We start from the raw sequence: 23,008 nt of genomic DNA, 5'->3' as shown, positions 1-23,008 counted from the left end.
AGGTGCTAGGGAGGAAGTGGGCAAACTTCATCGATCCAGGCCTGCATGCCGCTGATAATAGGAATGACTTGCTGGCTGCCAGCAGCCGTAGTTCTCACGCAGAATTTGCCTTGATAGCCATAGGTTGGATCGGACGGATCTTTGGGGCGGCCATTTAGGAACACATGATAAAAATGCCCGGGTATCAGTTTTTCAGCGCGTATGCCCGTCGCGCCGGTAGGCACGTTTCCATAACGTATACATATGCTGGCGCGGATGGGTAGCGGCATGTCTGGAGGCATGGAGAGTCCCCATACTTCTTTTACCGGTTGCACGGACATGTCTGAAACCATGAGTGCGCCAAGAAATGGCAGGCCATTGCGCGCCTCTTCCTTTTTTGTAATTGAGAAGCAGGGCATGCCGTTGACAGAGTGAATGCGGGCATCAGCCATGCGCGACCACGCCGAGACATTGATAGTCGTCAGCGTGGCAAGCAGGAATAGCAGTGTGTGACGATGTGGCATGGCGATCCCCGCACTATCTGATGAGCGAATGTTCCGTGCAACTATCCTGTTTCCATGCTGGCGTGTCGCTGCCAATGGCGATGATTTTTCGTTCACCAGTGGCCGTGGCTAGTATGCAAAATTTTCCCATGTAGCCATAGGTGGGGTCTGCAGGATCATTTGGTCTTCCATTGAGGAAAATGCTATAGACCCGTCCTGTTTGCAGTTCAGGGGCGGGCATGCCGTCCGCTCCCTGAGGAAGATCGCCATATCGAAGGCAAATTTTTGACGAGAGCGGTACTTTTTTTCCACCAGTCATATAAAAACTCCATACACCAACGACGGGCTTTTCTGACAGATCTGAAATGCTGAGTGCTCCCAGGAGTGGCTGGCCGTTGCGATTTTCTTCCGTTAGCAAGATTGTGAAGCAGGGTGTGCCATTCACGGAACTGATTTCAGCATCGGCGATGCGTGATGTTGCACAGGCATGCAGGCCGAGGGACATGAGCAGTATGAACAGGGCATTCTGCTGCAAGGACATCATGTTTTCCCTATTTCTGAACGGAACAGATTTCATCTATCCAGGCTTGGCTATCGCTGTCGATACGAAGAATCTTGCGCTCCCCGGAGATGTCGGTGAATAAGCAAAACTTGCCCACGTAACCGCGAGTAGGGTCCGATGGATCGGCTGGCCCACCGTTCAGGAAGACGTCATACATGCGCCCCGTTTTCAGCGGCGGCGCTTTGGGTGGCTTGACCTCTGCTGTTGCTGGTGCAACTCCATACAGAAGGCAGGACCTGGCATGAACAGGAATAGTCGCTGCGCCCGGTAAAAGAAAAGACCATACTTTGACTGCTGGCTTGACGGATACATCTGTCAGTACGACCGCACTAATCTGCGGAACCCCGTTACGCGCTTCTTCCTTTTCAGAAATGGAGAAACAGGGAGTGCCATTTTTTAGCTGTACTTCCGCGTATGCCATGCGGGACATGCCGAAAGCGTCATGGTATGTCAAACAAAGGCTCATGTTCAGCATTACGGCCAGGCAGATTTGCCTTGCTTTTCCTATCTTTAAAAAACTCATGTAGTACCTCTTCATAAAGTTTTAGTGAGTGTTGATATTTAGGTTGACGCATTGCGTCTGGATCTTTTAAATACTTCAATGTGTGATAGTCGGCGAGCAGATCACCCTGGGCTTCCATGTTGTAGTCTGATAATTTTTTCTTTGGGATTAGCACATACTTGTAATCCAAACCTAGCCTGACAAGACCCCGTATCGCCACCGGATAATTTAATTGATGCTGCCAAACATGGACCATTTCATGCATGAACCAGTTTTTCGGCCTTGGCTTTTCCTTTGAAAAATCTTCTCGAAATTCCGACGGATGAAAATAAATCTCCCCATCCGGCGTCATAGCCACGTTCTTGGGCTGCAAGCCAAACCACAAATACGGCTCCCCATGCACCTTGACCTTGCCATAGTCGATCGCATCCTGGAACAGCATCCACGCCATGTCGATCTCACCCTTGGTCAGCGGGCGAACCTTGTCTTTCACTTTGACCTGTTTGACGGACGAACCGACGTCCTTGTCGGTCGTCTTGATGCCTTCCAGTTGGACGACCTTGATGGCTGGCGCAGCGTGTTTTGGCGCGGCGGCGCAACATGGCGATTTATCCGCGTGCGGCAGGAATTCGGCCTGGGTAATTTGCGCTTCCTGCTTGCTGGCCACGCGCCCCGTGCGTCCCTTTGCATCCGTCGTCCCCGTCCACGTTTCGCCATTGCTCAAGGTGAGGCGGTAGTCGGCGTGCGCCAGCGGCACCTTATTTTGCGAGACGAATTCCAGCTGCTCGTCGTAGCCGCAGCACCAGCATTCGTCGGGCTGGCCGGCCAGGCGGTGCAGTTCGCAGCCGCTTTTTGCATTGCGCAGGGTGGCGCCCAGCACGGGTTGGCCGTCGGCGCTGAAGGTGACGATCATGCTGTCGAAGTGCGCGCCCAGGTTCTTCTTCTGGTGGCTCACGAGCTTGAAGAACACGTCGCATGCGGTGGTGCTGATGACATGGTGCCTGGCCATGGAACCTCCGCGATAAAACGCCAGCGTAGGACAGCGGCGGCGGGGAAGTATTGACCAGGCGCAAGGCCTGCGCGCTTGCGCTAAGATGCCGGGCGTTTTAACACAAAGAAAGAGAACCATGTCCCGCCCATCCCACACCGAAGCCTCCCGCACCTCTCGCAGCCTGGCCGCCGCCCTGATCGGCGACCCGTTTTACCGCGCTGTCACGGTGGCGTGCGGCGAGGACGAGGCGGCCCGGCTGGAAATGCTGGGTGCTTACTTCGCGCTGGCGCTGGCCGAGGGCGAGCAGGCGGGCCGCGTCGACCTGGCTGATGACGGGGGAAATGGCGCCGCGATCTGGACCACGGATACGCCGGCGGCCCTGCGCCAGGCCGCGTACGCGCAGCGCGAAGACGCCTTGCGCGCGCTGCTGGGGGAGCGCGGCTTTGCACACTTTTCGGCCATCGTCGAGAACATGGAGCACGCGCTGGCGCCACATGGTCTGCAGGACGCGTGGTATCTGTCGATCGCCGGCATCCACCCGGACGCACAGGGCCGGGGATTGGGCGCGTCCGTGCTGGCGCCTGGCCTGGCGGCCGTCGATGCGGCTCGTGCCCTGTGCTTCCTGGAGACCTACAATGAGCGCAGCCTGCCGTTCTATGGCCGGATGGGCTTCGCGGTGGCGGGACGCTACGCGGAAGCTGTCACGGGGTGCGATTACTGGCTGATGCTAAGGCAGCCGCACGCTGCCTGATTGACCATTTTGCCAATTTCTATACACTCGTCTTTTCATTCAAGACTTGGAGATGGAAATGCCGACCCTGCCACTGCGCCGCACCCTGCTCGTTCTCGCCTGCCTTGGCACCTTGGGCCACGCCCACGCCGATACCGTCATCGACAATGCCAACGGCTACACGCTCGACGCGCACGGCAAGGTAGTGCGCTTCACGGCGCTGGCGTTTGACGACGGGGGCAAGCTGCTCGCCGTCGGCAGTGCCGCGCAGGTGAAGCGCAAGGCGGCCAAGGGCGCCACCCATGTCGACGTGCAGGGAGCAACCGTGTTGCCGGGCCTGATCGACGCGCATGGCCACGTGTTCGGCCTGGGGACGATTGCCAGCGGCGTGATGTTGTACGGTTCGTCCTCGCTGCCGGCCGCCGTGCAGGCCGTGGGCGACTTCGCCCGCGCGCATCCGGAACGCAGCTGGATCATCGGCAGTGGCTGGAACCAGGAAATCTGGAAGCTGGGGCGCTTTCCCACGGCGTTTGAGCTCGATGCGGCGGAAAGTGCGCGGCCCGTGTGGTTGCGCCGCGTCGATGGCCACGCGGGCTGGGCCAACAGCCGCGCGCTGGCGCTGGCCGGTATCACGCGCGCCACGCCAGATCCGGCGGGCGGCAAGATAGTCCGCGATGCGAACGGCAATGCCACCGGTGTGCTGGTCGATAACGCCATGGACTTGATGGACGCCGTGCTGCCTAAACCGGGCGACGTGGAAAACCGCGCTGCCCTCGATGGCGCGCTGGCGCAGCTGTCGCAAGTGGGCCTGACCAGCGTGCACGATGCGGGCATCGGCCAGATGCAGGACCGATTGTTCCGCGACTATGCGGACCACGGCAAGCTGACGGTGCGCGTGTACGGCATGATTGCCGATACCACGGATGACTTTGACGCGCTGTCGAAAAACGGCCCTTTAACTAGCTATGCGCGCGACATGTACGCCTTGCGCGCCGTCAAACTGCTATCCGACGGCGCCCTGGGCAGCCGCGGCGCGGCCCTGCTGGCGCCGTACAGCGACGATGCTTCTACCCGCGGCCTGCTGTTCTACAAGGATGATGCCATGCGCGCGAAGATGGAAAAAGCCATGCGCGCCGGCTACCAGGTGAACGTGCACGCCATCGGCGACGCGGGCAACCATCAAATCCTCGACGGTTACCAGGCCTTGAGCGCGCAATACCGCAGCGTGGGCCTGCGCCACCGCATGGAGCACGCGCAGGTGGTGCAATTGAGCGACATCCCACGCTTCAAGAGGCTCGGCATCGTGCCATCGATGCAGCCGACGCACGCCACGTCCGACCAGAACATGGCGGAGCAGCGCGTGGGGCACGAGCGCATCAAGGGCGCATATGCGTGGCGCACCTTCCTCCAGCAGGGTTCGCGCATCGCCTGCGGTTCGGACTTCCCTATCGAGTCGCCGAATCCGTTCGAGGGCATCCACGCGGCCGTCACGCGGCAAAACAGCGACGGTTTCCCAGCCGGCGGCTGGTATCCGCAGCAAGCCATGACGGTGACGCAAGCGCTGCGCTGCTTCACCCTGGACGCGGCCTGGGCGGCGCACCAGGAAAAGGTCATCGGCACCCTGGAAGCGGGCAAATGGGCGGATTTCATCGTCGTTGACCAGGACTTGTTCAAGGTGGCGCCGACGGCTATCGGCAAGACGCAGGTGCTGCAGACGTGGGTGGCGGGCAAGCGCGTGTTCGAGAAAAAATAAAGGCTGGGGTCAGACCCGGCGGGTCTGACCCCAAAGAAAACCTGTTGACTTGGTTGTATAGACAACCTATGCTGGGAGCACCAGAGCGGACCACGCATGTCCGCTTGCACCCTACGAGGAGACAGCATGAACAGCACAATGGACACCGATCCACGCTTTGATGCCAGCCGTACCATCCGCGCCCCGCGCGGCACGGTCATGGCTTGCAAGAGTTGGCAGGCCGAGGCGGCTTACCGCATGTTGCAAAATAATCTGGACCCGGAAGTGGCGGAAAATCCGCAGCATCTGGTCGTCTACGGCGGCATCGGCCGCGCCGCCCGCAACTGGGCCTGTTTCGACCAGATTCTCGCCTCGCTGCGCGAACTGGAAGACGACCAGACCTTGCTGATCCAGTCCGGCAAGCCGGTGGGCGTGTTCCAGACCCACGCGGACGCGCCGCGCGTACTGATCGCCAACTCCAACCTGGTGCCGAAATGGGCCAACTGGGAACACTTCAACGAACTCGATCGGCAAGGCCTGTTCATGTACGGCCAGATGACGGCCGGCAGCTGGATCTACATCGGCACGCAGGGCATCGTGCAGGGCACGTATGAAACCTTCGCCGAAGCGGGCCGCCAGCATTTCGGCGGCGACTGGGGCGGGCGCTGGATTTTGACGGCGGGCCTGGGCGGCATGGGCGGCGCGCAGCCGCTGGCCGCCACCATGGCCGGTGCCGTGTCGCTCAATATCGAATGCCAGCAAAGCAGCATCGACTTCCGTTTGCGCACGCGCTACCTGGACAAGCAGGCGGCCAGCCTGGACGAAGCCCTGGAATTGGTCAAATACCATACGCAGCGCAAGGAAGCCATTTCCATTGGCTTGCTGGGCAACGCGGCCGAAGTGTTGCCGGAACTCGTGCGCCGCGCGAAAGCGGGCGGCCTGCTGCCGGACTTGGTGACGGACCAGACGTCTGCGCATGACCTGGTCAACGGCTATTTGCCGCGCGGCTGGAGCGTGTCGGACTGGAAGGCGGCGCAGCAGGACCCGCAGCGCCACGCGCGTCTGACGGTGGCCGCCGCCGATTCCTGCGCCGCCCATGTGCAAGCCATGCTCGATTTCCACGCCATGGGCGTGCACACTGTCGATTACGGCAACAACATCCGCCAGGTGGCGTTCGACCAGGGCGTGAACAACGCCTTCGATTTTCCCGGCTTCGTGCCCGCCTACATCCGCCCGCAATTTTGCGAAGGACGGGGGCCGTTCCGCTGGGTGGCCCTGTCGGGCGACCCGGAAGACATCTATAAAACGGATGCGAAGATCAAGCAGCTGTTCCCGCACCATGCGCAGGTGCACCACTGGCTGGACATGGCGCGCGAGCGCATCGCCTTCCAGGGCCTGCCGGCACGCATTTGCTGGCTGGGACTGGGCGAGCGCCACATTGCGGGACTGGCCTTCAACGAGATGGTGCGCACGGGCGAGCTGAAGGCGCCCATCGTCATCGGCCGCGACCACCTCGATACGGGGTCCGTCGCCAGCCCGAACCGCGAGACGGAAAGCATGAAGGATGGCACCGACGCCGTCTCCGACTGGCCGCTGCTGAACGCCATGCTGAACACGGCCGGCGGCGCCACCTGGGTCTCGCTGCACCATGGCGGCGGCGTGGGAATGGGGTATTCTCAGCATGCGGGCATGGTCATCGTGGCCGACGGCACGGACAGCGCGGCAAAACGCCTGGCCAGGGTGCTGGTCAACGACAGCGGCTCGGGCGTGATGCGCCATGCCGATGCCGGCTATGAAACAGCGGCCGCCTGCGCCAAGCGCAACGGCCTGATTCTTCCCATGCTTCCTTGAGACTTAGACTCGAATGACTATGACACAGCACGCCAAAAGTTGGACCCTGAAACCGGGCGCGATGACCTTGGGCGACCTGCGCGCCGTCTGGGCCGCACCCGCCAAACTGATTCTCGCCGCCGAGGCGTATCCCGTCATCGAGGCGTCGGCTGCGGCCGTGCAAGCCATCGTCGCCAAGGGCGATGCGGCCTACGGCATCAACACGGGCTTCGGCCTGCTCGCCAAGACGCGCATCCCCGATGAAAAGCTGGAGCAATTGCAGCGCAACCTGATCCTGTCGCATTCCGTCGGCACGGGAGAGCTGCTGTCGGACGCCGTCGTGCGCCTGATCATGCTGATGAAGATCGGCAGCCTGGCGCGCGGCTATTCCGGCGTGCGCCCGCTGATCGTCGATACCCTGATCGCCCTGTACAACGCGGGCATCATGCCGGCCATTCCCGCCAAGGGTTCCGTGGGCGCCTCGGGCGACCTGGCACCCCTGTCACACATGACCCTGGCCATGCTGGGCGTGGGCGACGTGCGCGTCAATGGCGAATTGATGCCGGCCCCCGAGGCGCTGGCGCAGGCCGGCATCGCGCCTGTCGTGCTGGCGGCAAAAGAGGGCCTGGCGCTGATCAACGGCACGCAAGTGTCGAACGCGCTGACGCTGCATGGCCTGTTCATGGCAGAACGCCTGCTGGAAGCGGCCATGGTCACGGGCGCGCTGTCGCTCGATGCGGCCAAGGGCAGCGATGCGCCGTTCGATGCGCGCGTGCACGCCGTGCGCGGACAGCCGGGGCAGATCCTGGCCGCGCAGATGTATCGCCAACTGGTGGCCAACAGCGCCATTCGCGCTTCGCACCTGGAAGGCGACGAGCGCGTGCAAGACCCGTACAGCCTGCGCTGCCAGCCGCAAGTCATGGGCGCCTGCCTCGATTTGATCGGCAATGTGGGCCGTACTCTGCTGATCGAAGCCAATGCCGTCACGGACAATCCGCTGATTTTCCAGGATGGTCCCGGCGGACAGGCGGAAATCGTCTCGGGCGGGAACTTCCACGCCGAGCCTGTCGCTTTTGCGGCAGACACCCTGGCGCTGGCGATCGCCGAAATTGGCGCGCTGGCCGAGCGCCGCATCGCGCTGCTGATCGACGCCACCTTGTCTGGCTTGCCACCGTTCCTGGTGCGCGATCCGGGCGTCAATTCCGGCTTCATGATCGCCCATGTGACGGCCGCCGCGCTGGCGTCGGAAAACAAGTCGCTCGCGCATCCGGCCAGCGTCGACAGCCTGCCCACGTCCGCCAACCAGGAAGACCATGTGAGCATGGCCACGTTCGCCGGGCGCCGCCTGGACGACATGGCGCACAACACGGCCGTCATCGTCGGCATCGAGCTGCTGGCTGCTGCGCAGGGCATCGATTTCCACCGTCCGCTGAAAACCTCGCCGCACTTGGAACACGTGCATCACCAGTTGCGCCAGAAGGTGCCGTTCTTCGACGCCGACCGCTTTTTCGCGCCGGACATCGAAGCGGCCAAGCAGATGGTGCTGCACGGTGAATTGAGCAGCACGTGCAAGAATTTGTTCGCCCCGCTGTACGCCTGAGCGGGCGCAAGGAGACAAGCATGGATTTCCGCTTCAACGAAGGCAGCATCCCGCTGCTGGTGTCGATGCCCCACGTGGGCACCGACATACCCGATGATATCGCCGCGCGCATGACGCCGCAGGCCTTGATCAAGGCCGATACGGACTGGCATTTGCGCGAGCTGTATGGCTTTTTGCAGGAGATGGATGCATCCGTGCTGTCGGCGCGCTGGTCGCGCTACACCATCGACTTGAATCGCCCGCAGGAAGACACGAATCTGTATCCGGGCCAGGATACGACGGGCTTGCTGCCCAACGATACCTTTCACCGCGAGCCGCTGTACCTGGCCGGCAAAGAGCCCGATGCGGCTGATGTGCAGCGCCGGTTGCAGCGCTACTGGGCGCCGTATCATGCGCAGCTGCGCGGGGAACTGGACCGCCTGCTGCGCGTGCATGGCGCCGTGGTGCTGTGGGATGCCCATTCCATCGCCTCGCACGTGCCGCGTTTTTTTGAGGGCAAGCTGCCCGACCTGAACTTCGGCACGGCCGATGGAGTCAGCTGCAATAGCGGCCTGACGTCCGCCGTGGTCGATATCGCGCGCGCGCAGGATGAATTTACCGTGGCGCTCAACGGCCGCTTCAAGGGCGGCCATATCACGCGCCATTACGGCCAGCCGGACAAGCACGTGCATGCGATCCAGCTGGAGATGTGCCAGTGCCTGTACATGGACGAGACGGCGCCGTTCGGCTACCGGCCCGACCTGGCGACAAAGGTGCAGCCGCTGCTGCGTCAGATGATGGACGCGGCCGTGGCGTGGGTGGCGCGTTGAGCGGCTGCTTGTTTGCGCGCCATGCGCTGCTGCCGCAGGGCTGGTGCCGCGACGTGCTGCTGGAATGGGATGCGGCCGGCGATCTGACGCGCATCCAGGAGGATGCCGTTCCGGCGCCTGGCGTGGAAGTGGCGCAATATGTCTTGCCCGGCATGGTCAACCTGCATTCGCATGCGTTCCAGCGGGCGCTGGGCGGCATGACGGAGGTTGCAGGTGACGAGGTTAATCATGTAGCGGATAGTTTCTGGACCTGGCGCGACCTGATGTACCGCTTTGCGCGCCACATCACGCCGGAGCAGATGGAAAGCATCGCCGCACAGCTGTTCGCGGAATGCCTGCGCCATGGCTACACGGCCGTGTGCGAATTCCATTATCTGCAGCGCGATGCGGCCGGCGCGCTGTATGCGCGTCCCGCGGAAACGGCGGAACGGGTGCTGGCCGCGGCGCGCCTCAGCGGCATCGGCCTGACCATGCTGCCCGTGTTGTACAGCCATGCGGGCTTCGGCGCACAACCCCTCAAACCCGAGCAGGCGCGCTTCCGTACCACTGCGGATGATGTCTTGCGCATCATCGAGGCGCTGGCGCCGCAGCGCGGCGGGCAGGTGGAGGTGGGCTTCGCGCCCCACTCGCTGCGCGCCGCCGACGTGGCGCAGATCCGCGCAGTGGCGCAAGCGCTGCCGCCACTGCACCCCATTCACATCCACATCGCCGAGCAGCAGGGCGAGGTGCGCCAATGTGTTGACTACAGCGGCCGGCGCCCGGTGCAGTATCTGTATGATCAGGTCGATGTCGACGCGCGCTGGTGCCTCGTGCATGCCACGCATGTGCAGTCTGACGAGGTGGCGCTGATGGCCGCCAGCGGCGCCGTGGCGGGCCTGTGCCCCACGACGGAGGCGAACCTGGGCGACGGCCTGTTCCCGCTGGCCGAATTCATCGCCGCCGGCGGGCGCTTCGGCGTCGGCAGCGACAGCCATGTATCGCAGTCGCCGGTGGAAGAATTGCGCTGGCTTGAATATGGCCAGCGTTTGCAGCGCCAGCAGCGCAATGTCGCCGCCACACCCGATGAGCGGCATGTGGGCGACTACCTGTGGCAGGCGGCCTTGCGCGGCGGCGCGCAGGCGTCCGGACGCAAGCTCGGTGCCCTGGCGCCGGGCTGCCGCGCCGACTTGCTGGTGCTCGACGAGGCGCATGTGAATCTGTGCGGCGTGGCCATCGCCGATGTGCTGGGCAGTGTTATCTTCTGCGGCAACGACAAGCTGGTGCGCGACGTGCTGTGCGGCGGCCAGTGGCAGGTGCGCGGCGGGCGCCACGTGGCGCAGGACGCCATCGCGGCTGCCTACAAGCGCACCCTGGCGCAACTGCGAGCGCTCTGATGGCGACCTTCATTCCGCACGAATGCCTGCGCGCCGCGCCATGGAAAAATGGCGGCGGCAGTACGACGGAAATCGCCATTGCTCCCTTGGGCGCCGGCTTCGACGACTTCGACTGGCGTATCAGCCTGGCGACGATCACGGCCAGTGGGCCGTTTTCCAGCTTTCCCGGCATCGACCGCAGTCTGATGCTGGTCGATGGCGACAGCGTGCAGCTGACGTTTGAGGGCACGCGCAAGGTGACCTTGAGCGCGGCGCAACCGATGTTGTGGTTTCCCGGCGAGGCGGCCGTGTCCGCGCAAGTGAAAGGCGTCACGACGGATTTCAACGTGATGACGCGGCGTGACCGCTGCCGCCACCAGCTGGAAAAAATCACGGCGCCGGGCAAGCTGGCGCGGCGCAGCGCAGCGACCTTGCTGTTCGTCGCCGGCGAGGGACTCGTGCTGGCGCGCGCAAGCGACCAGCAGTTCGCGCTGGCCCGCCATGACGCGCTGCTGCTCGATGCCGACGATGCGCAGGAATGGCGGCTGGAAGCTCTGCAGCGCACGGCCGTGTTCCGCGTCGACCTGTTCATCTAACGAGGAAAACACCATGCAAGACTGGGACCTGGTCATCCACAACGTCCACCTGGCCACCATGGAGCACGGTTATGGCGAGCTGCTGGACGCGGCCATCGCCGTCAAGGATGGTCGCATCGCCTGGTTCGGTCCCGGCGACGAGCTGCCGGCCAGCGGCGCGGTGCTGCTCGATGGGCAGGGCTGCTGGCTGACGCCCGGCCTGATCGACTGCCATACGCATATCGTCCACGCGGGCAACCGCAGCGACGAATTCGAGGCGCGCCTGAATGGCGCCAGCTATGAAGACATCAGCCGCGCCGGCGGCGGCATCATGTCCACCGTGCGCGCCACGCGCGCGGCCAGCGACGACGAGTTGCTGCGGCAAAGCCTGCCCCGCGTGCTGGCGCTGCTGGCCGAGGGCGTGACCACCCTGGAGATCAAGTCCGGCTACGGCCTGGCTGCGGACAGCGAAGCGAAGATGCTGCGCGTGGCGCGCAGGATAGGCAAACAGCTACCGGTCACTGTGCGCACCACCTTCCTCGGCGCGCACGCGCTGCCTCCCGAATATGCGGGCCAGCCCGATGCGTATATCGACCTGCTGTGCGCGCAGATGCTGCCCCGGCTGGCCAGCGATGGCCTGGTCGACGCCGTCGACGCGTTTTGCGAGCGCATCGGCTTTACGCCGGCACAAACGCAGCGGGTGTTCGAGGCGGCGCGAGGCTTGGGCTTGCCCGTGAAACTGCATGCGGAGCAGCTGTCTGATTTAGGTGGTGCGGCGCTGGTGGCGCGCTACGATGGCTTGTCGGCCGACCATCTGGAATTTTTATCGGAAGAGGGCATCGCCGCCATGGCAGAACATGGCACGGTGGCCGTGCTGCTGCCGGGCGCGTATTACTTTTTGCGCGAAGTACAGCAACCTCCTGTCATCGCTTTGCGCGCGGCCGGCGTGCCGATGGCCGTGTCTACCGATTGCAATCCGGGCACCTCGCCCATGACGTCCTTGCTGCTGGCGATGAATATGGCGTGCACGCTGTGGCGCCTGACGCCGCAGGAAGCGCTGGCCGGTGCTACGTGCCATGCGGCGCGCGCGCTGGGCCTGCAGCATGAAACGGGCAGCCTGGTAGTGGGCAAGCGCGCCGATTTCGCCCTGTGGCGCATCGCGCGCCCGGCCGACCTGGCGTATGCGCTGGGCCTGAACCCGTGCGCGGGCGTGGTGCACGGCGGTGTCTGGCGCGCGCCGGTGGTAAGCTTGGCGGACTGATCATTCGTCCTGGAGCGCCGCGTGCGTGTTGTTTACCTGTTGTTGTCGCTAGTCTTCGCCACCGCGCCCATGTCCTCCCTTGCCCAGGACGGCGGCACCTTGAAGGTGGGCTCGAAGCGCTTTACCGAATCGTATATTCTCGGCGAAATCGTCAAGCAGAGCGCCGCGCCGCACGTCAGGACGGAGCACCGCCAGGGACTGGGCAATACGGCCATCGTGCTCGCTGCGCTGCAGGCGGGCAGCATCGACGTGTATGCCGAATACATGGGCACGATCGCCAGCGAAATCCTCAAGCACGACAAAGCCATTGATCTGGAACAGATGCGGCGCGAACTGGCGGCGCTGGGGCTGGGCGTGGCCGTGCCGCTGGGCTTTAATAATACCTATGCGCTGGCCATGCGCGGTGATGAACAATCCCTCGCCAGCCTGGGACAGCTGGCGCAGCACCCGGCCCTGACCTTTGGGCTGTCGCATGAATTCATCGGCCGCGTCGATGGCTGGCCGGGCCTGGCCGCGCGCTATGGCTTGCCGCAGCGCCCGCGCGGGCTCGATCATGGTATCGCCTATGAAGCGCTGGCGCAGCGCCAGGTGGACGTGATCGACATTTATTCAACGGACGCGAAGATCCGTCAGTACGGCTTGCGCGTGCTGGCCGACACGCAGCAGTATTTTCCCCGCTACGACGCCATGCTCTTGTACCGGCTCGACTTGCCGCCGCGTTTTCCCGCCGCCTGGCAAGCCTTGCAAGGGCTGCAGGGGCGCATCAGTGAGGGCGACATGATCGCCATGAATGCGGCAGTGGAAATCGATGGCAAGCGTTTTTCTGACGTGGCGCACCAGTGGCTGGCCTCCGGCACGCAGGCAAGCAAACCGTCCGCCGCGCGCAGCAAGCTGCTCGATAAAATCATCGGCGATGATCTGTGGACACTGACGCGCCAGCATGTGACTCTGGTGCTGCTGTCGGTGGCGCTGGCCTGCCTGATCGGCATTCCGCTGGGCGTGCTGGCGGCGTTTTCGGCGCCGCTGCGGCAAACGGTGCTGGCCTTCGTCGGCGTGCTGCAGACGGTGCCCTCCCTGGCCCTGCTGGCGATCTTGATCCCTGTGCTGGGCATGATCGGCACCGTGCCGGCGCTGGTGGCGCTATTCGTGTACGCCTTGCTGCCCATCGTGCGCAACACCTGCACGGGCATCTTGCAGGTGCCGCAAGGCTTGCGCATGGCGGCGCTGGCGCTGGGCTTGAGCCGGCGCGACCGCCTGCTGCACGTGGACTTGCCGCTGGCCTTGCCCGTCATGCTGGCGGGCGTGAAAACGGCCGCCGTGATGAGCGTGGGCACGGCCACCATCGCCGCCTTCATCGGCGCGGGCGGCTATGGTGAACGCATCACCATCGGCCTGGCGCTGAACGACAACGACATGCTGCTGGCCGGCGCGATCCCAGCAGCCGTGCTGGCCCTGCTGACGCAAGGCTTGTTCGAGCTGGTGGAGCGCTGGGCCGTGGCCGGCCGGCAGCACTGAGGGCGTCACAGCGAATGCAGTTTGGAGCGCACCGAGACGACGGCCTGGTGCAGGATGCGTTCAGCCTGGAAGTCGTTTTCGCGCTGTTCGGCGATGGCTTGCAAGTCGCGCGTGTAGCGTTCCAGGCGGGAGCGCAGGTAGGCGCGGTAGATTTTCATGACGAGCGGTTTGGCAGAGACATTCATGATGTGGCTCCCGTATGCGATTCGTTCATTGATTCGTTCATTGTGTGTGAGCGCATTGCCGCCATTTTGCGTCGCATCAAACGCCAGCGCGCCGTCACGTTGACGCGTTTGATATTGCGCAATGCCCCACCAGCCGAAGATGCCACACTGAATCTTCCCTGCTTGGACATCATCGGCCGCAGGCTCTGTTTTCCCTGATACCTACAAAAAACTCAAGGAGCGTCGCATGGTCATTTTTGCCGTGGTTGCTGGCTGCATCGCCTGCCTGACAGTGTACCAAATCTATAAAAATGCGCAGGGTGGCAGTGGGGTTGCGCAACAACATATCGGCTTGCATGGCACGTTGATTGAACCACGGAAATAATCAGTGTCCTCCGAGCGACACTTGGTTAGCGGACTTAAGTCAAATGTAAGGCCCGGTAAGCAAATGTAAAGGTCGACGCGTTGGCAAGTCGTAGCGTTTATATTGATAACCGTTGATTGCATTCTCCCCCTCCCACTTGACAATGGGTTCACCCCGCGGTGCCGCTAGCCTGCGGGGATTTTTTTGGAACTTACTGCGCGGCGCGCCTTGCGCCCTGGGATGCTCACTGCCTCGGCGGCCCCGTACTTGCGTACAGTTCCGCTTCTCGGCCACAAATCGCATCCGCTCGCTACAGTTCCCCTTCAATCAGGCAAGCTTCGGCGTTCCTGCCGACAATTGCGTCAAGGCATCGCCAGCGACCCGGCAGATGCGCCAGTCCGGCATCACGTCCGCGCCCATGCCCTTGTAGAAGTTGATCGCGTTTTCATTCCAGTCCAGCACCGACCATTCGAAGCGGCCGCAATCGCGTTCGACGGCCAGTTGCGCCAGGGCCACCAGCATCTGCTTGCCATAGCCCTTGCCGCGCACCGATTGCTTCACATACAGGTCTTCCAGGTACAGTCCCTTGCGGCACAGGAAGGTGGAAAAATTATGGAAGAACAGGGCGAACGTCAGCACCTCGCCATCTTCCTCGCCGACCAGCGCTTCGCACGCGGGGTGCTTGCCGAACAGACTGTCGTGCAGCATGGATTCTTTGGCGATCATCATGTGTTCCAGTTTTTCAAACACGGCCAGTTCATGGATCATGCCGAAGATGGCGGCCACGTCGGTTTCCTGGGCGGGACGGATGGCGAGGGTGGAAGAGGTGCTCATATTGCCTTTGTTGATGGAGTGGTGGAAAGGGAGGCGACGGCAGCCGTCTTGCGCGCGCCCGAGGTCAGGGCCCAGGCCACGCTGGACAGACATAGCAGCATGCCCACCCATTCGATGGGGGCGGGCCGGTACTGTTCGAATTGCACCGACAGCAGCACGGAAATGACGGGCGTGACGACGCCGATGTACACGGTCTTTTGCGTGCCGATGCGGGCTATTAAAGTGAAATACGCGCTGAAGGCGATCACCGAGCCGAAGATGGCCAGATATACCAAGCCCATCCAGTAGCTGGGGCGCGTGGGTAACTGCCAGGACTGGCCTGTGGCGATGGCCCAGGCGGCCACCATCAAGGTGCCCCACAGCATGGTCCAGGCCATGGTCAGCATCACGTTACCCGAGTGTTCGCGCACTTTCATGACGAGGGCGTTGCCGGCCGTGCTGGAAATGGTGGCCACCAGCGCCAGGATAAAGCCGAGCAGGAAGTGCCCCTTGCCGCCGCCGAGAATATCGTGCAGCGCCGCGCCGATGGACTGGTAAAACAGCAGCACGATACCGCAGATGGCGACAAACGCCGCGCAGCAGGTGCTCCAGGTAATCGGCGTGCCGAAGGCGATGCGGTTGAGCAAGGGCGTCCAGAACACCATCAGCGCGAACAGCACGCTGACGAGGGCCGAAACCAGGTATTGCTCCGAGCTGTAGGTGCACACATAGCTGAGGGCAAACGAGGCCAAGCCTTGCAGCAGCATCCATTTTTGCGCGCGCCAGGGCAGGCGCAGGGTGTCGCCGCGCAGGGCGCACCAGGCAAACAGGGTGGCGGAAGCCAGGCCGAAGCGGTAGACCACGGAAACGGCGGGGGCGACATCGCCCAGCTGCAATGTGATGGCCCAGAAGGTGGAGCCCCAGATCAGGCAGGCAATGATAAACAGGATAGGAGAGGACATCGCGCAAGTATACGGGCATCGCGCGGGGATGGCGAGTCTTGGTCGAGCTTGCTCAAAGAGCGGTCAGGAGACACCCGGGCATTGAGCCAGCGCAGTGCTTCTGAAAAATGTTGAATTTATGAAAATATTTACTTTATTATCAAGTAAATATTTTCTGAATTGCCTCTTTGAAAAGGAGCCGCCATGCCAGCCTCACTGCAGATCAAAGTCTGGAGCCTGCTTGTGTATGTCGTTGTGACCGCTGTGATTGCCATCTGGCTGCACCCGTCTGCCTTGCTCGCTGCCGGCGCATTCGGCTGAGCGCATGCGCCGGCAAGCAGATCAATGCGTGACGCGGGTCTTGCGGCCATCGGACAGCAGGCGCACGCGTTCGCCCGGGCGGAACAGTTCGTCCGCGTCCTGCACGATGGCGCGCATGTCGCCATTGTCCAGGCGCACGGTGATTTCCAGGCCGGCCTTGTTCGAGGCATTCGCTTCGATGCTCTTGCCGGCCATGCCGCCGGCAACCGCGCCGAGGATGGTGGCCGCGATGGCGCCCTTGCCGCCGCCGACCGCGGAACCGGCCACGCCGCCCAGTGCCGCGCCAGCCAGCACGCCCGTGCCCGTTTCGCCCTTGTCGATGCTTACCTGGCGCACGGATTCAACCGTACCCATGCGAACCGATTGTTCATTCTGCGCCTGGCGCGCGTTGTACACGTTCGCCGAGTTCGGTTGTACGGCGCAGCCGGCCAGGGTGGCGAGCAATGCCACTGCAATAATTGGTGCTTTCATGTAGGACTCCCTTGGACAAAAGTTAGTTGCCGATTGCGTCGACCGGCAGTAAAGATGCTGACTTATCATAAGGACACTCGCCTCAGATAACTAGTTGCGAATAGTAAAAATCTGTTACCGGTTCCGCGTGACCAAGGGGCCACCTGCCGCTCAATACGCCAGCCGCAGGCGCCGATACAAGAAGCCCAGCACGAACAGCGGACCCACGAGTAAAAAGCGCACATCGTCGAGGAACGACGGTTTCTTGCCTTCGATCTGGTGACCGATGAACTGGCCTATCCAGGCCAGCACGAACAGCGCCAGCGACACGGGCAGGATGGTCAGCGCCGGCATCATCAGTAGCAGGCCCAGCATGATGGCCAGGATCGCCAGCATGCCCGCCGCAAACGCACGCGACAGCTTGTAATAATAGTATAAGGCGAGAATACTGCCGAGCAGCGCCACGCTGGGGTGCGCGCTCCACAGCAGCCCCAGCAGACTGAAAACGATCAGCGGCACGCACACGATGTGCACCCATTCATTGACGTGGTTGCGGTGGCTTTCGCCATACTGGGCCAGCAGGGTGTCGATGGTGCGCATGGGCGGTCTCTTGTGGGGGATGGTTGTCCGGGAATTCTACACCGTCGCGTGGCCGGGTAAAATGGTCCTTCATTTTCCCTTCCGGACATCTCATTTGAATAGCCCTGCCTTCTTGCCAGATGCTGCTGCCGACCCGCGCAAGCGCTGTTTTGATCCCGTCGTCGACGCCAGTACGCGCTTGCTGATACTGGGCAGCCTGCCCGGCGAAAAATCGCTGGCGCACAGCCAGTACTATGCGCATCCGCAAAACAAATTCTGGCTGCTGCTGGGCGAGGTGCTGGGTGTGGAGTTGACCAGCCTGCCCTATGAAGAGCGTCTGGCAACCTTACTGGCGCACGGCGTGGGTCTGTGGGACGTGGTGGCGCAGGCGCAGCGCACGGGTAGCCTGGACAGCAATATTCGCGCCCGCGACGATAACGACCTGGTGGCCCTGGCCGCCAGCCTGCCACGGCTGCAGACGATCGCCTTCAACGGCGCCACGGCGGCGAAGCTGGGCATCAAGGTGCTGGGCGAGCACGCGCAGCGCTACCGCATCGTCAGCTTGCCGTCGAGCAGCCCCGCCTACACCTTGGCGTATGCGCAGAAATTGCAGGCGTGGCTACCTATGCGCGACCAACAGGAGCCGGCCGCGCGCTGATTATGTCGCCGGTTTTACACCGGCGCGTACGGCTGCGCTTCCAGCGGCTGCCCCTTGGCATCGAACTTTAGCGCCACTGACAATTGCGTCACGCCGATGGTGGCCAGCGCATCGCAGATGTCGTCGACTTCGTCCTGCAGGTCGGCGGCCAGGTCCAGCGGCTTGTCGGCGCTGTGCAGCAGCTCGCCGCCCGCCGTGCTGACATTGACGCGCAACAGCATTTCGCCGTGCTCATCGGCCGGGCCGACGACCACCGAGACGTCGCCGGCATCCACGTTGTTTTCCGCCAGCGCGTGGTTGATGCCGGACATCATCTGCAGCATCGCGTACTCGCTCATGCCTTGTTCCTTGCCACCGTGGAACAGATCCTGGTAGAGGAAGCTCACTTCCAGGGCGCTGGCGGCCGGCGCCAGGCAGCGTTTCACCAGGTCGCCCACTTCCGTCGTCCACTGCTGGTAGCGGGCCAGGCGCGCGTCGAACCAGGCGTCGAGCGCCGCTTCATCCTTCGGTTCCGCATAGAACGGGTCGTCCACGCGCTTCAATGCAAAGCCCAGCAGGAAGCGCAGTTCGATGGCCGTGTCTTGCGGGCCGAAGGCCGTTTCGTTCCAGCCGACGATGCTGCTTTCCAGGCCCGGCGTGGCGACGATTTTCTTGTCTGTCATCGACGAGTACGCATCGCGCACCATCTCATGCAAATGGCTATAGGTGATGCGGTCGATTTCATCGAGGTCGTAGGCATGGCTCATCAAGACCACCTTGGCCTTGGCGCTTTCCAGTTGCGACTGTTGAACACTCTTGACCAGCGCTTCGAACGCGTCCTGGTCCTGGAAGCTGTCCGCTTCCTTCAAGCCACCCGTGCTTTGCACCAGCAGCGGTACGACGAAGGCGTTGATTTCCATGGTGGGGGCATTCTCGCGGCGGATCGTCACGACGGACGCGGCTTCCTCGATATGGCTGCGCAAGTATTGATAGGCGCCCACGTCTTCGTACTTGGCGCGCTCGATGGCGTCGTACAGGATTTCATCCTTCTTTTGATTCAAGGCCTTGCGGATCAGGCGGCCGAATTCGACGGCTTGCTCGGCCAGCACCGTGCCCTGCGATTCGCTGTCTTCCTGCTCCGCCAGGTTCAGGGCCATCGTGCACAGCATGCGCGTGACGGACTCATCCTTGTCTTCAGGCGTGTTGGCGGATTTACGTGGGACAGGGCGCTTATTTTTGGGCATGGCGATCAACAGGTTAAGAAATACGGTCAGGCAAACGGAAACGGGCGCCAGGGCTCTGCCAGGCGCCGGGACAGATCATACAGGCGGCCGCGGCCGCCTGATACCTCAATGGTCGGTATCGAACATCTCGTGCAGCTCGTCGAGCAGGTCGGCGGCTTCTTCCTGCGACAGGCCGAGATGCTGGCAGGCGAGTTCGCCGCCCTTGTCCCATTCCAGCGAGGTACTGTTGCCATGGTAGCGCTGAATGCCCTTTTCGGCCAGCAGCGACAGGGCGACGAGCGAGCGGATGGCGTCGTCCGTGGACGGGTCCGCCAGCACCGTGTAGTCGTGGTGGTGCAAAATCGCCCAGGAGACATCGGAAGACAGGCCCCAGTTGCGCGCCAGCAAGCAGCCGATGGCCGCGTGGTTGGTCTGGTGGCGCGCGTCTTCCAGGCGGGTAAAGCAATTGTGTGCATCGTTGGCCGCTGCCGCGTACGTCTTGACGTAGTCGGGAAAGCGGTTCATCAGCAGGGGCACGCCGATATCGCAGAACAGGCCGAAGGTGTGGGCAATGTCGGGCGGGGCGATGCGCAGCTTGCGGGAGGTAAACACCAGCGCGCGCGCGCGCTTGGCCGACACATCCCAGAAGTTGGTCAGTTCCACGCCTTCCGCTTCCAGCGCCTGGCGCGCCAGCAAGCCCGTCATCATGGCGCTGCACTGGTTGATGCCGAGAAAGTTGATGCCTTGTTCGACGGATTTGGCCTTGCGCGCGGCGCCATAGAACGGTGAATTCGCCAGTTTCAGCAGGGCGCCGGACATGCCGACATCGTCGGCGATGATGCGCGCGATGCGCCGCGGCGACGGGTCGGCTTCGGCCAGTTCGCGCTGCAAGTCGACCAGCAGGCTGGGGCGTGGCGGAATGCGGATGGAACGCATCAAGGCGTCGACCGGATCTTCCTGCACTACCTGCTTTGACGCTGCCGCTCTCATCATCACGCTTTCATCATCATTTTTGTGCCCGGTGCTTATTCTGTCGCGCGCTGCCGCTGCCCGCTTCATGAGCGTCTGGCGCAGTGCCCAACGATTATCGCTGTTTATGCGTGGCAATAGTTCATCTCGACAATATATTCTGGAAAAAATCCCCGTTTTGACCTTGTCCAACCGCTATTTTCGTCATTTTACGACGCTGTCCTACCCGGATTGGGTGAGCAAAAGATTAAGCTTTACTTGTTTTTAAGGTAGGGCAAGGCGTGCGCCGGGAAACGCGGCAGTACAATTACCGCATGAAAAAACTCCTCGCCGGTATCGATTTTGCGGACGATTCTTGCAGCGTGGCGCGCCAGCTGATCGGCGTGACCGTGCTGGTCGACGGCGTAGGTGGGCGCATCGTGGAAACGGAAGCGTATGACCGGCTGGACCCCGCTTCGCACACGTATGCCGGCATGACGCCGCGCAACGCCGCCATGTTCGGCCCGCCCGCGCACGCCTATGTCTACCGCTCGTATGGCATCCACTGGTGTTTGAATTTTGTCTGCCGCGAAGCGGGGCATGGGGCGGGCGTGCTGATCCGCGCCATCGAGCCGCTGGCGGGCCTTGACCGCATGCGCGAGCGGCGCGGCGTCGAGGAACTGCGGCGGCTGTGTTCGGGGCCTGGCAAGGTGTGCCAGGCACTAGGGGTCACGCAGATGCATAACCGGCTGGCGCTCGATGCGCCGCCGTTCATGCTGCTGGCCCGCGAGGATGACGTGACGGTGCAAGCGGGGCCGCGCATCGGCATTTCCAAGGCGATGGAAACACCGTGGCGCTTCGTGCTGGCCGGTTCGCCATATTTAAGCAAACCCATGCGCGCGCCAGCCGCTTAGCTGCGCCGGCGCTGTGGCGCCGTGCTTGCGCCGCGCTGGGCAGACTTGCCGCGCAGCGGGCTGTGCAGTGCGCGCCGCTCCTGTTGCGCACTGGCCGGATGCCGGAACGCTTCTGCTTCGGTATGGCCGCTCGGCGCTGCCGGGCGCTCGTCCAGGGTGAACACGCTGACTGCCGCCGACAATTTGACGGCCTGGTCCTGCAAACTGGCCGCCGCCGCTGCCGCCTGTTCCACCAGGGCCGCATTTTGCTGGGTGACGTCATCCATTTGCGTGACGGCCTGGTTCACTTCCGTGATGCCCGAGGCCTGCTCGGCGCTGGCCTCTTTGACGCGCTGGATGATGGCATTGACTTGCTGTACCGAGGCCACGATGGCGCCCATGCTGTCGCCCGCTTGCTGCACGGCCACGCTGCCGCCATCGATGGTAGTGACGGAGGTGGCGATCAGGGTCTTGATTTCCCTGGCCGCCTGCGCCGAGCGTTGTGCCAGGGTGCGCACTTCGGACGCCACCACGGCAAAGCCGCGGCCTTGCTCGCCCGCGCGCGCCGCTTCCACCGCGGCGTTCAGCGCGAGGATATTGGTCTGGAAGGAAATACCATCGATCACGCCGATAATATCCACGATCTGGCGCGAATTGGCGCGTATCGTCGCCATCGTCGTCACCGCTTGCTGCATCGACTCTCCCCCTTGCACGGCCAGGGTGGAGGCTTGCCCCGCCAGCTCGCAGGCCAGCTGGGCGTTGTCGGCGTTGTCATTGACGGCTTGCGTCAGCGCTTCCATGGCGCTCGACGTTTCTTCCAGCGAACTGGCTTGCATTTCCGTGCGCGCCGACAGATCCAGATTGCCGGTGGCAATTTCGCGCGACGCCGTGTCGATCGAGTGCACGGCGCCCATGATGGTGCGCAAGGTCTGGTTCAGGTGGGCGATGGTCTGGTCCAGCACGCGCGAGGTGGCGGCGATCTCGTCATTGCCTTGCTTGGGCGCACCGGCGATCAGCTTGCCCGCCGCCAGGTCTTGCACGGCGTCGGCGATACCGCGGATTTCCAGCAGCATGGCGCGCCGCACCAGCATGGTTACTACGATGGAGGCCAGGATGGAGAGCATGACGGTCAGCAGCAGGCTCCAGCCCAGGCTGCGAAACTCGGCGCTGGCCGTCGCATGGGCCTGGCTGCTGAGCGTCGTTTCCAGGGCCGACAGCTGCGCCAGCTGCGTATTGAACTGGCCGAATTGCGTTTCCGCCTTGAGCATGGAATTGGTGGCGATCGACTGATCCATCTGCGCCATTTCCATGGTTTCCAGCACGGCCTTGCGATATCCGGCCAGGGCCGTGATGGCGGCATCGACCAAGGTGCGTTCGGCACCCGTGGCCGTGGAACGCAGTGTGGCCAGCTGGGTGCCGATGGTCGCGTGACGCGCCTTGATCTGTTGTTCCAGCGCGTCGATGCGGGCCTTGGCGAAACTGCCATTCGTCCACGACAGCAATTGGTACATATTGCCATGCACATGTTTGGCCTCGCCGACGACGTCGGCGGCCGCTTTCAGATGCGCGATGCGCACCAGCACCATGTTTTCCAGTGAGGTATTTTGCCGCACCATGCCATACCAGGCGCCGCTCGAGCTGAGTATCAGCAGCAGCAAGACCAGGGCGGGCGCCAGCAATAATTTTGGTCCGATGCGTAATTGATTGAGCATGCTTGACTCCTGGCTATGGCTG

Annotated in this window: 25 protein-coding genes; 13 read left to right on the top strand and 12 right to left on the bottom strand. The window is 62.8% G+C overall.

Going from position 1 to position 23,008, the window contains the following annotated elements:
* Positions 1 to 5: 5 nt before the first annotated feature.
* The 4 genes from CNX70_RS28455 to CNX70_RS29060 are packed head-to-tail and all read right to left on the bottom strand — an operon-like array spanning position 6 to position 2,555.
* Positions 6 to 503 (bottom strand): hypothetical protein, encoded by a 498-nt coding sequence (locus tag CNX70_RS28455; RefSeq protein ID WP_157751290.1) that lies wholly within the window; start codon positions 501 to 503, stop codon positions 6 to 8.
* 13 nt (positions 504 to 516) lie between these two features.
* Complete coding sequence (locus CNX70_RS28450) at positions 517 to 1,026, bottom strand: hypothetical protein (RefSeq protein ID WP_157751288.1); 510 nt, start codon at positions 1,024 to 1,026, stop codon at positions 517 to 519.
* Positions 1,027 to 1,033: 7 nt separating this feature from the next.
* Positions 1,034 to 1,474, bottom strand: a complete 441-nt coding sequence (locus CNX70_RS28445) for a hypothetical protein (protein ID WP_157751286.1) — start codon at positions 1,472 to 1,474, stop codon at positions 1,034 to 1,036.
* 10 nt (positions 1,475 to 1,484) lie between these two features.
* A complete protein-coding gene (locus CNX70_RS29060; protein ID WP_096237951.1) occupies positions 1,485 to 2,555 on the bottom strand; it encodes a hypothetical protein in 1,071 nt (356 codons plus the stop codon).
* A 118-nt stretch (positions 2,556 to 2,673) separates the two neighbouring features.
* On the opposite strand from CNX70_RS29060, the gene CNX70_RS26205 reads away from it, so the two are divergent.
* From CNX70_RS26205 to CNX70_RS26165, 9 genes are all read left to right on the top strand, one after another.
* Positions 2,674 to 3,288, top strand: coding sequence for a GNAT family N-acetyltransferase (locus CNX70_RS26205; protein WP_096237950.1), 615 nt, complete (start codon positions 2,674 to 2,676; stop codon positions 3,286 to 3,288).
* A 58-nt stretch (positions 3,289 to 3,346) separates the two neighbouring features.
* A complete protein-coding gene (locus CNX70_RS26200; protein WP_096237949.1) occupies positions 3,347 to 5,020 on the top strand; it encodes an amidohydrolase in 1,674 nt (557 codons plus the stop codon).
* A gap of 126 nt (positions 5,021 to 5,146) precedes the next feature.
* Positions 5,147 to 6,850 (top strand): urocanate hydratase, encoded by a 1,704-nt coding sequence (hutU, locus tag CNX70_RS26195; RefSeq protein WP_096237948.1) that lies wholly within the window; start codon positions 5,147 to 5,149, stop codon positions 6,848 to 6,850.
* Positions 6,851 to 6,869: 19 nt separating this feature from the next.
* A complete protein-coding gene (gene hutH / locus CNX70_RS26190) occupies positions 6,870 to 8,429 on the top strand; it encodes a histidine ammonia-lyase (protein WP_096237947.1) in 1,560 nt (519 codons plus the stop codon).
* Between the two features lie 20 nt (positions 8,430 to 8,449).
* Positions 8,450 to 9,238, top strand: coding sequence for an N-formylglutamate deformylase (gene hutG, locus CNX70_RS26185; protein ID WP_096237946.1), 789 nt, complete (start codon positions 8,450 to 8,452; stop codon positions 9,236 to 9,238).
* Positions 9,235 to 10,611 (top strand): formimidoylglutamate deiminase, encoded by a 1,377-nt coding sequence (locus CNX70_RS26180; RefSeq protein ID WP_244198961.1) that lies wholly within the window; start codon positions 9,235 to 9,237, stop codon positions 10,609 to 10,611. The genes hutG and CNX70_RS26180 overlap by 4 nt, the downstream gene beginning before the upstream one ends.
* The gene (locus tag CNX70_RS26175) at positions 10,611 to 11,186 is read left to right on the top strand and encodes a HutD/Ves family protein (protein WP_096237944.1); all 576 of its coding nucleotides are present in this window, start codon (positions 10,611 to 10,613) and stop codon (positions 11,184 to 11,186) included. Before CNX70_RS26180 ends, CNX70_RS26175 begins: the two co-directional genes overlap by 1 nt.
* A gap of 13 nt (positions 11,187 to 11,199) precedes the next feature.
* Positions 11,200 to 12,426: an imidazolonepropionase gene (gene hutI, locus CNX70_RS26170; RefSeq protein WP_096237943.1), complete on the top strand. Its 1,227-nt coding sequence runs from the start codon at positions 11,200 to 11,202 to the stop codon at positions 12,424 to 12,426.
* Between the two features lie 69 nt (positions 12,427 to 12,495).
* Positions 12,496 to 13,941, top strand: a complete 1,446-nt coding sequence (locus tag CNX70_RS26165; RefSeq protein ID WP_096238689.1) for a glycine betaine ABC transporter substrate-binding protein — start codon at positions 12,496 to 12,498, stop codon at positions 13,939 to 13,941.
* Positions 13,942 to 13,946: 5 nt separating this feature from the next.
* On the opposite strand, the gene CNX70_RS26160 is transcribed toward CNX70_RS26165, so the two are convergent.
* Positions 13,947 to 14,126 carry a hypothetical protein gene (locus CNX70_RS26160; protein ID WP_034746290.1) on the bottom strand — a complete coding sequence of 60 codons (180 nt, stop codon included), beginning with the start codon at positions 14,124 to 14,126 and terminating at the stop codon, positions 13,947 to 13,949.
* A gap of 226 nt (positions 14,127 to 14,352) precedes the next feature.
* Here CNX70_RS26160 and CNX70_RS28440 point away from each other — a divergent pair, with 226 nt between their 5' ends.
* Positions 14,353 to 14,490: a hypothetical protein gene (locus CNX70_RS28440; protein ID WP_157751284.1), complete on the top strand. Its 138-nt coding sequence runs from the start codon at positions 14,353 to 14,355 to the stop codon at positions 14,488 to 14,490.
* A gap of 306 nt (positions 14,491 to 14,796) precedes the next feature.
* On the opposite strand, the gene CNX70_RS26155 is transcribed toward CNX70_RS28440, so the two are convergent.
* The 4 genes from CNX70_RS26155 to CNX70_RS26140 form a co-directional block, all read right to left on the bottom strand.
* Positions 14,797 to 15,303: a GNAT family N-acetyltransferase gene (locus CNX70_RS26155; RefSeq protein WP_096237942.1), complete on the bottom strand. Its 507-nt coding sequence runs from the start codon at positions 15,301 to 15,303 to the stop codon at positions 14,797 to 14,799.
* The gene (locus CNX70_RS26150) at positions 15,300 to 16,244 is read right to left on the bottom strand and encodes a DMT family transporter (RefSeq protein WP_096237941.1); all 945 of its coding nucleotides are present in this window, start codon (positions 16,242 to 16,244) and stop codon (positions 15,300 to 15,302) included. Before CNX70_RS26150 ends, CNX70_RS26155 begins: the two co-directional genes overlap by 4 nt.
* A gap of 321 nt (positions 16,245 to 16,565) precedes the next feature.
* Positions 16,566 to 17,015 carry an outer membrane lipoprotein gene (locus tag CNX70_RS26145; RefSeq protein ID WP_096237940.1) on the bottom strand — a complete coding sequence of 150 codons (450 nt, stop codon included), beginning with the start codon at positions 17,013 to 17,015 and terminating at the stop codon, positions 16,566 to 16,568.
* 150 nt (positions 17,016 to 17,165) lie between these two features.
* Positions 17,166 to 17,594: an Mpo1 family 2-hydroxy fatty acid dioxygenase gene (locus CNX70_RS26140; RefSeq protein ID WP_096237939.1), complete on the bottom strand. Its 429-nt coding sequence runs from the start codon at positions 17,592 to 17,594 to the stop codon at positions 17,166 to 17,168.
* 94 nt (positions 17,595 to 17,688) lie between these two features.
* Between CNX70_RS26140 and CNX70_RS26135 the strand changes: the two genes are divergently transcribed.
* Positions 17,689 to 18,231 carry a DNA-deoxyinosine glycosylase gene (locus tag CNX70_RS26135; protein ID WP_244198960.1) on the top strand — a complete coding sequence of 181 codons (543 nt, stop codon included), beginning with the start codon at positions 17,689 to 17,691 and terminating at the stop codon, positions 18,229 to 18,231.
* Between the two features lie 14 nt (positions 18,232 to 18,245).
* Here the strand turns inward: CNX70_RS26135 and CNX70_RS26130 are convergent, their stop codons facing one another.
* Together CNX70_RS26130 and CNX70_RS26125 are read right to left on the bottom strand one after the other, a co-directional pair.
* Positions 18,246 to 19,454 (bottom strand): hypothetical protein, encoded by a 1,209-nt coding sequence (locus tag CNX70_RS26130; RefSeq protein WP_096237937.1) that lies wholly within the window; start codon positions 19,452 to 19,454, stop codon positions 18,246 to 18,248.
* Between the two features lie 105 nt (positions 19,455 to 19,559).
* Complete coding sequence (locus tag CNX70_RS26125) at positions 19,560 to 20,426, bottom strand: HDOD domain-containing protein (RefSeq protein WP_096237936.1); 867 nt, start codon at positions 20,424 to 20,426, stop codon at positions 19,560 to 19,562.
* On the opposite strand from CNX70_RS26125, the gene CNX70_RS28640 reads away from it, so the two are divergent.
* Together CNX70_RS28640 and CNX70_RS26120 are read left to right on the top strand one after the other, a co-directional pair.
* The gene (locus CNX70_RS28640; RefSeq protein ID WP_167389590.1) at positions 20,359 to 20,670 is read left to right on the top strand and encodes a hypothetical protein; all 312 of its coding nucleotides are present in this window, start codon (positions 20,359 to 20,361) and stop codon (positions 20,668 to 20,670) included. The genes CNX70_RS26125 and CNX70_RS28640 overlap by 68 nt on opposite strands.
* A 46-nt stretch (positions 20,671 to 20,716) precedes the next feature.
* Positions 20,717 to 21,295 (top strand): DNA-3-methyladenine glycosylase, encoded by a 579-nt coding sequence (locus CNX70_RS26120; RefSeq protein ID WP_096237935.1) that lies wholly within the window; start codon positions 20,717 to 20,719, stop codon positions 21,293 to 21,295.
* On the opposite strand, the gene CNX70_RS26115 is transcribed toward CNX70_RS26120, so the two are convergent.
* On the bottom strand, positions 21,292 to 22,986 hold the full coding sequence (locus tag CNX70_RS26115) for a methyl-accepting chemotaxis protein (RefSeq protein ID WP_096237934.1): 1,695 nt from the start codon (positions 22,984 to 22,986) through the stop codon (positions 21,292 to 21,294). The genes CNX70_RS26120 and CNX70_RS26115 overlap by 4 nt on opposite strands.
* Positions 22,987 to 23,008 lie beyond the last annotated feature (22 nt).

Source organism: Janthinobacterium svalbardense (assembly GCF_002327145.1).
Lineage (GTDB): Bacteria > Pseudomonadota > Gammaproteobacteria > Burkholderiales > Burkholderiaceae_D > Janthinobacterium > Janthinobacterium tructae.
The sequence above is the reverse complement of the archived record's forward strand: the minus strand, read 5'-3'. Positions and strand labels throughout refer to the sequence as shown.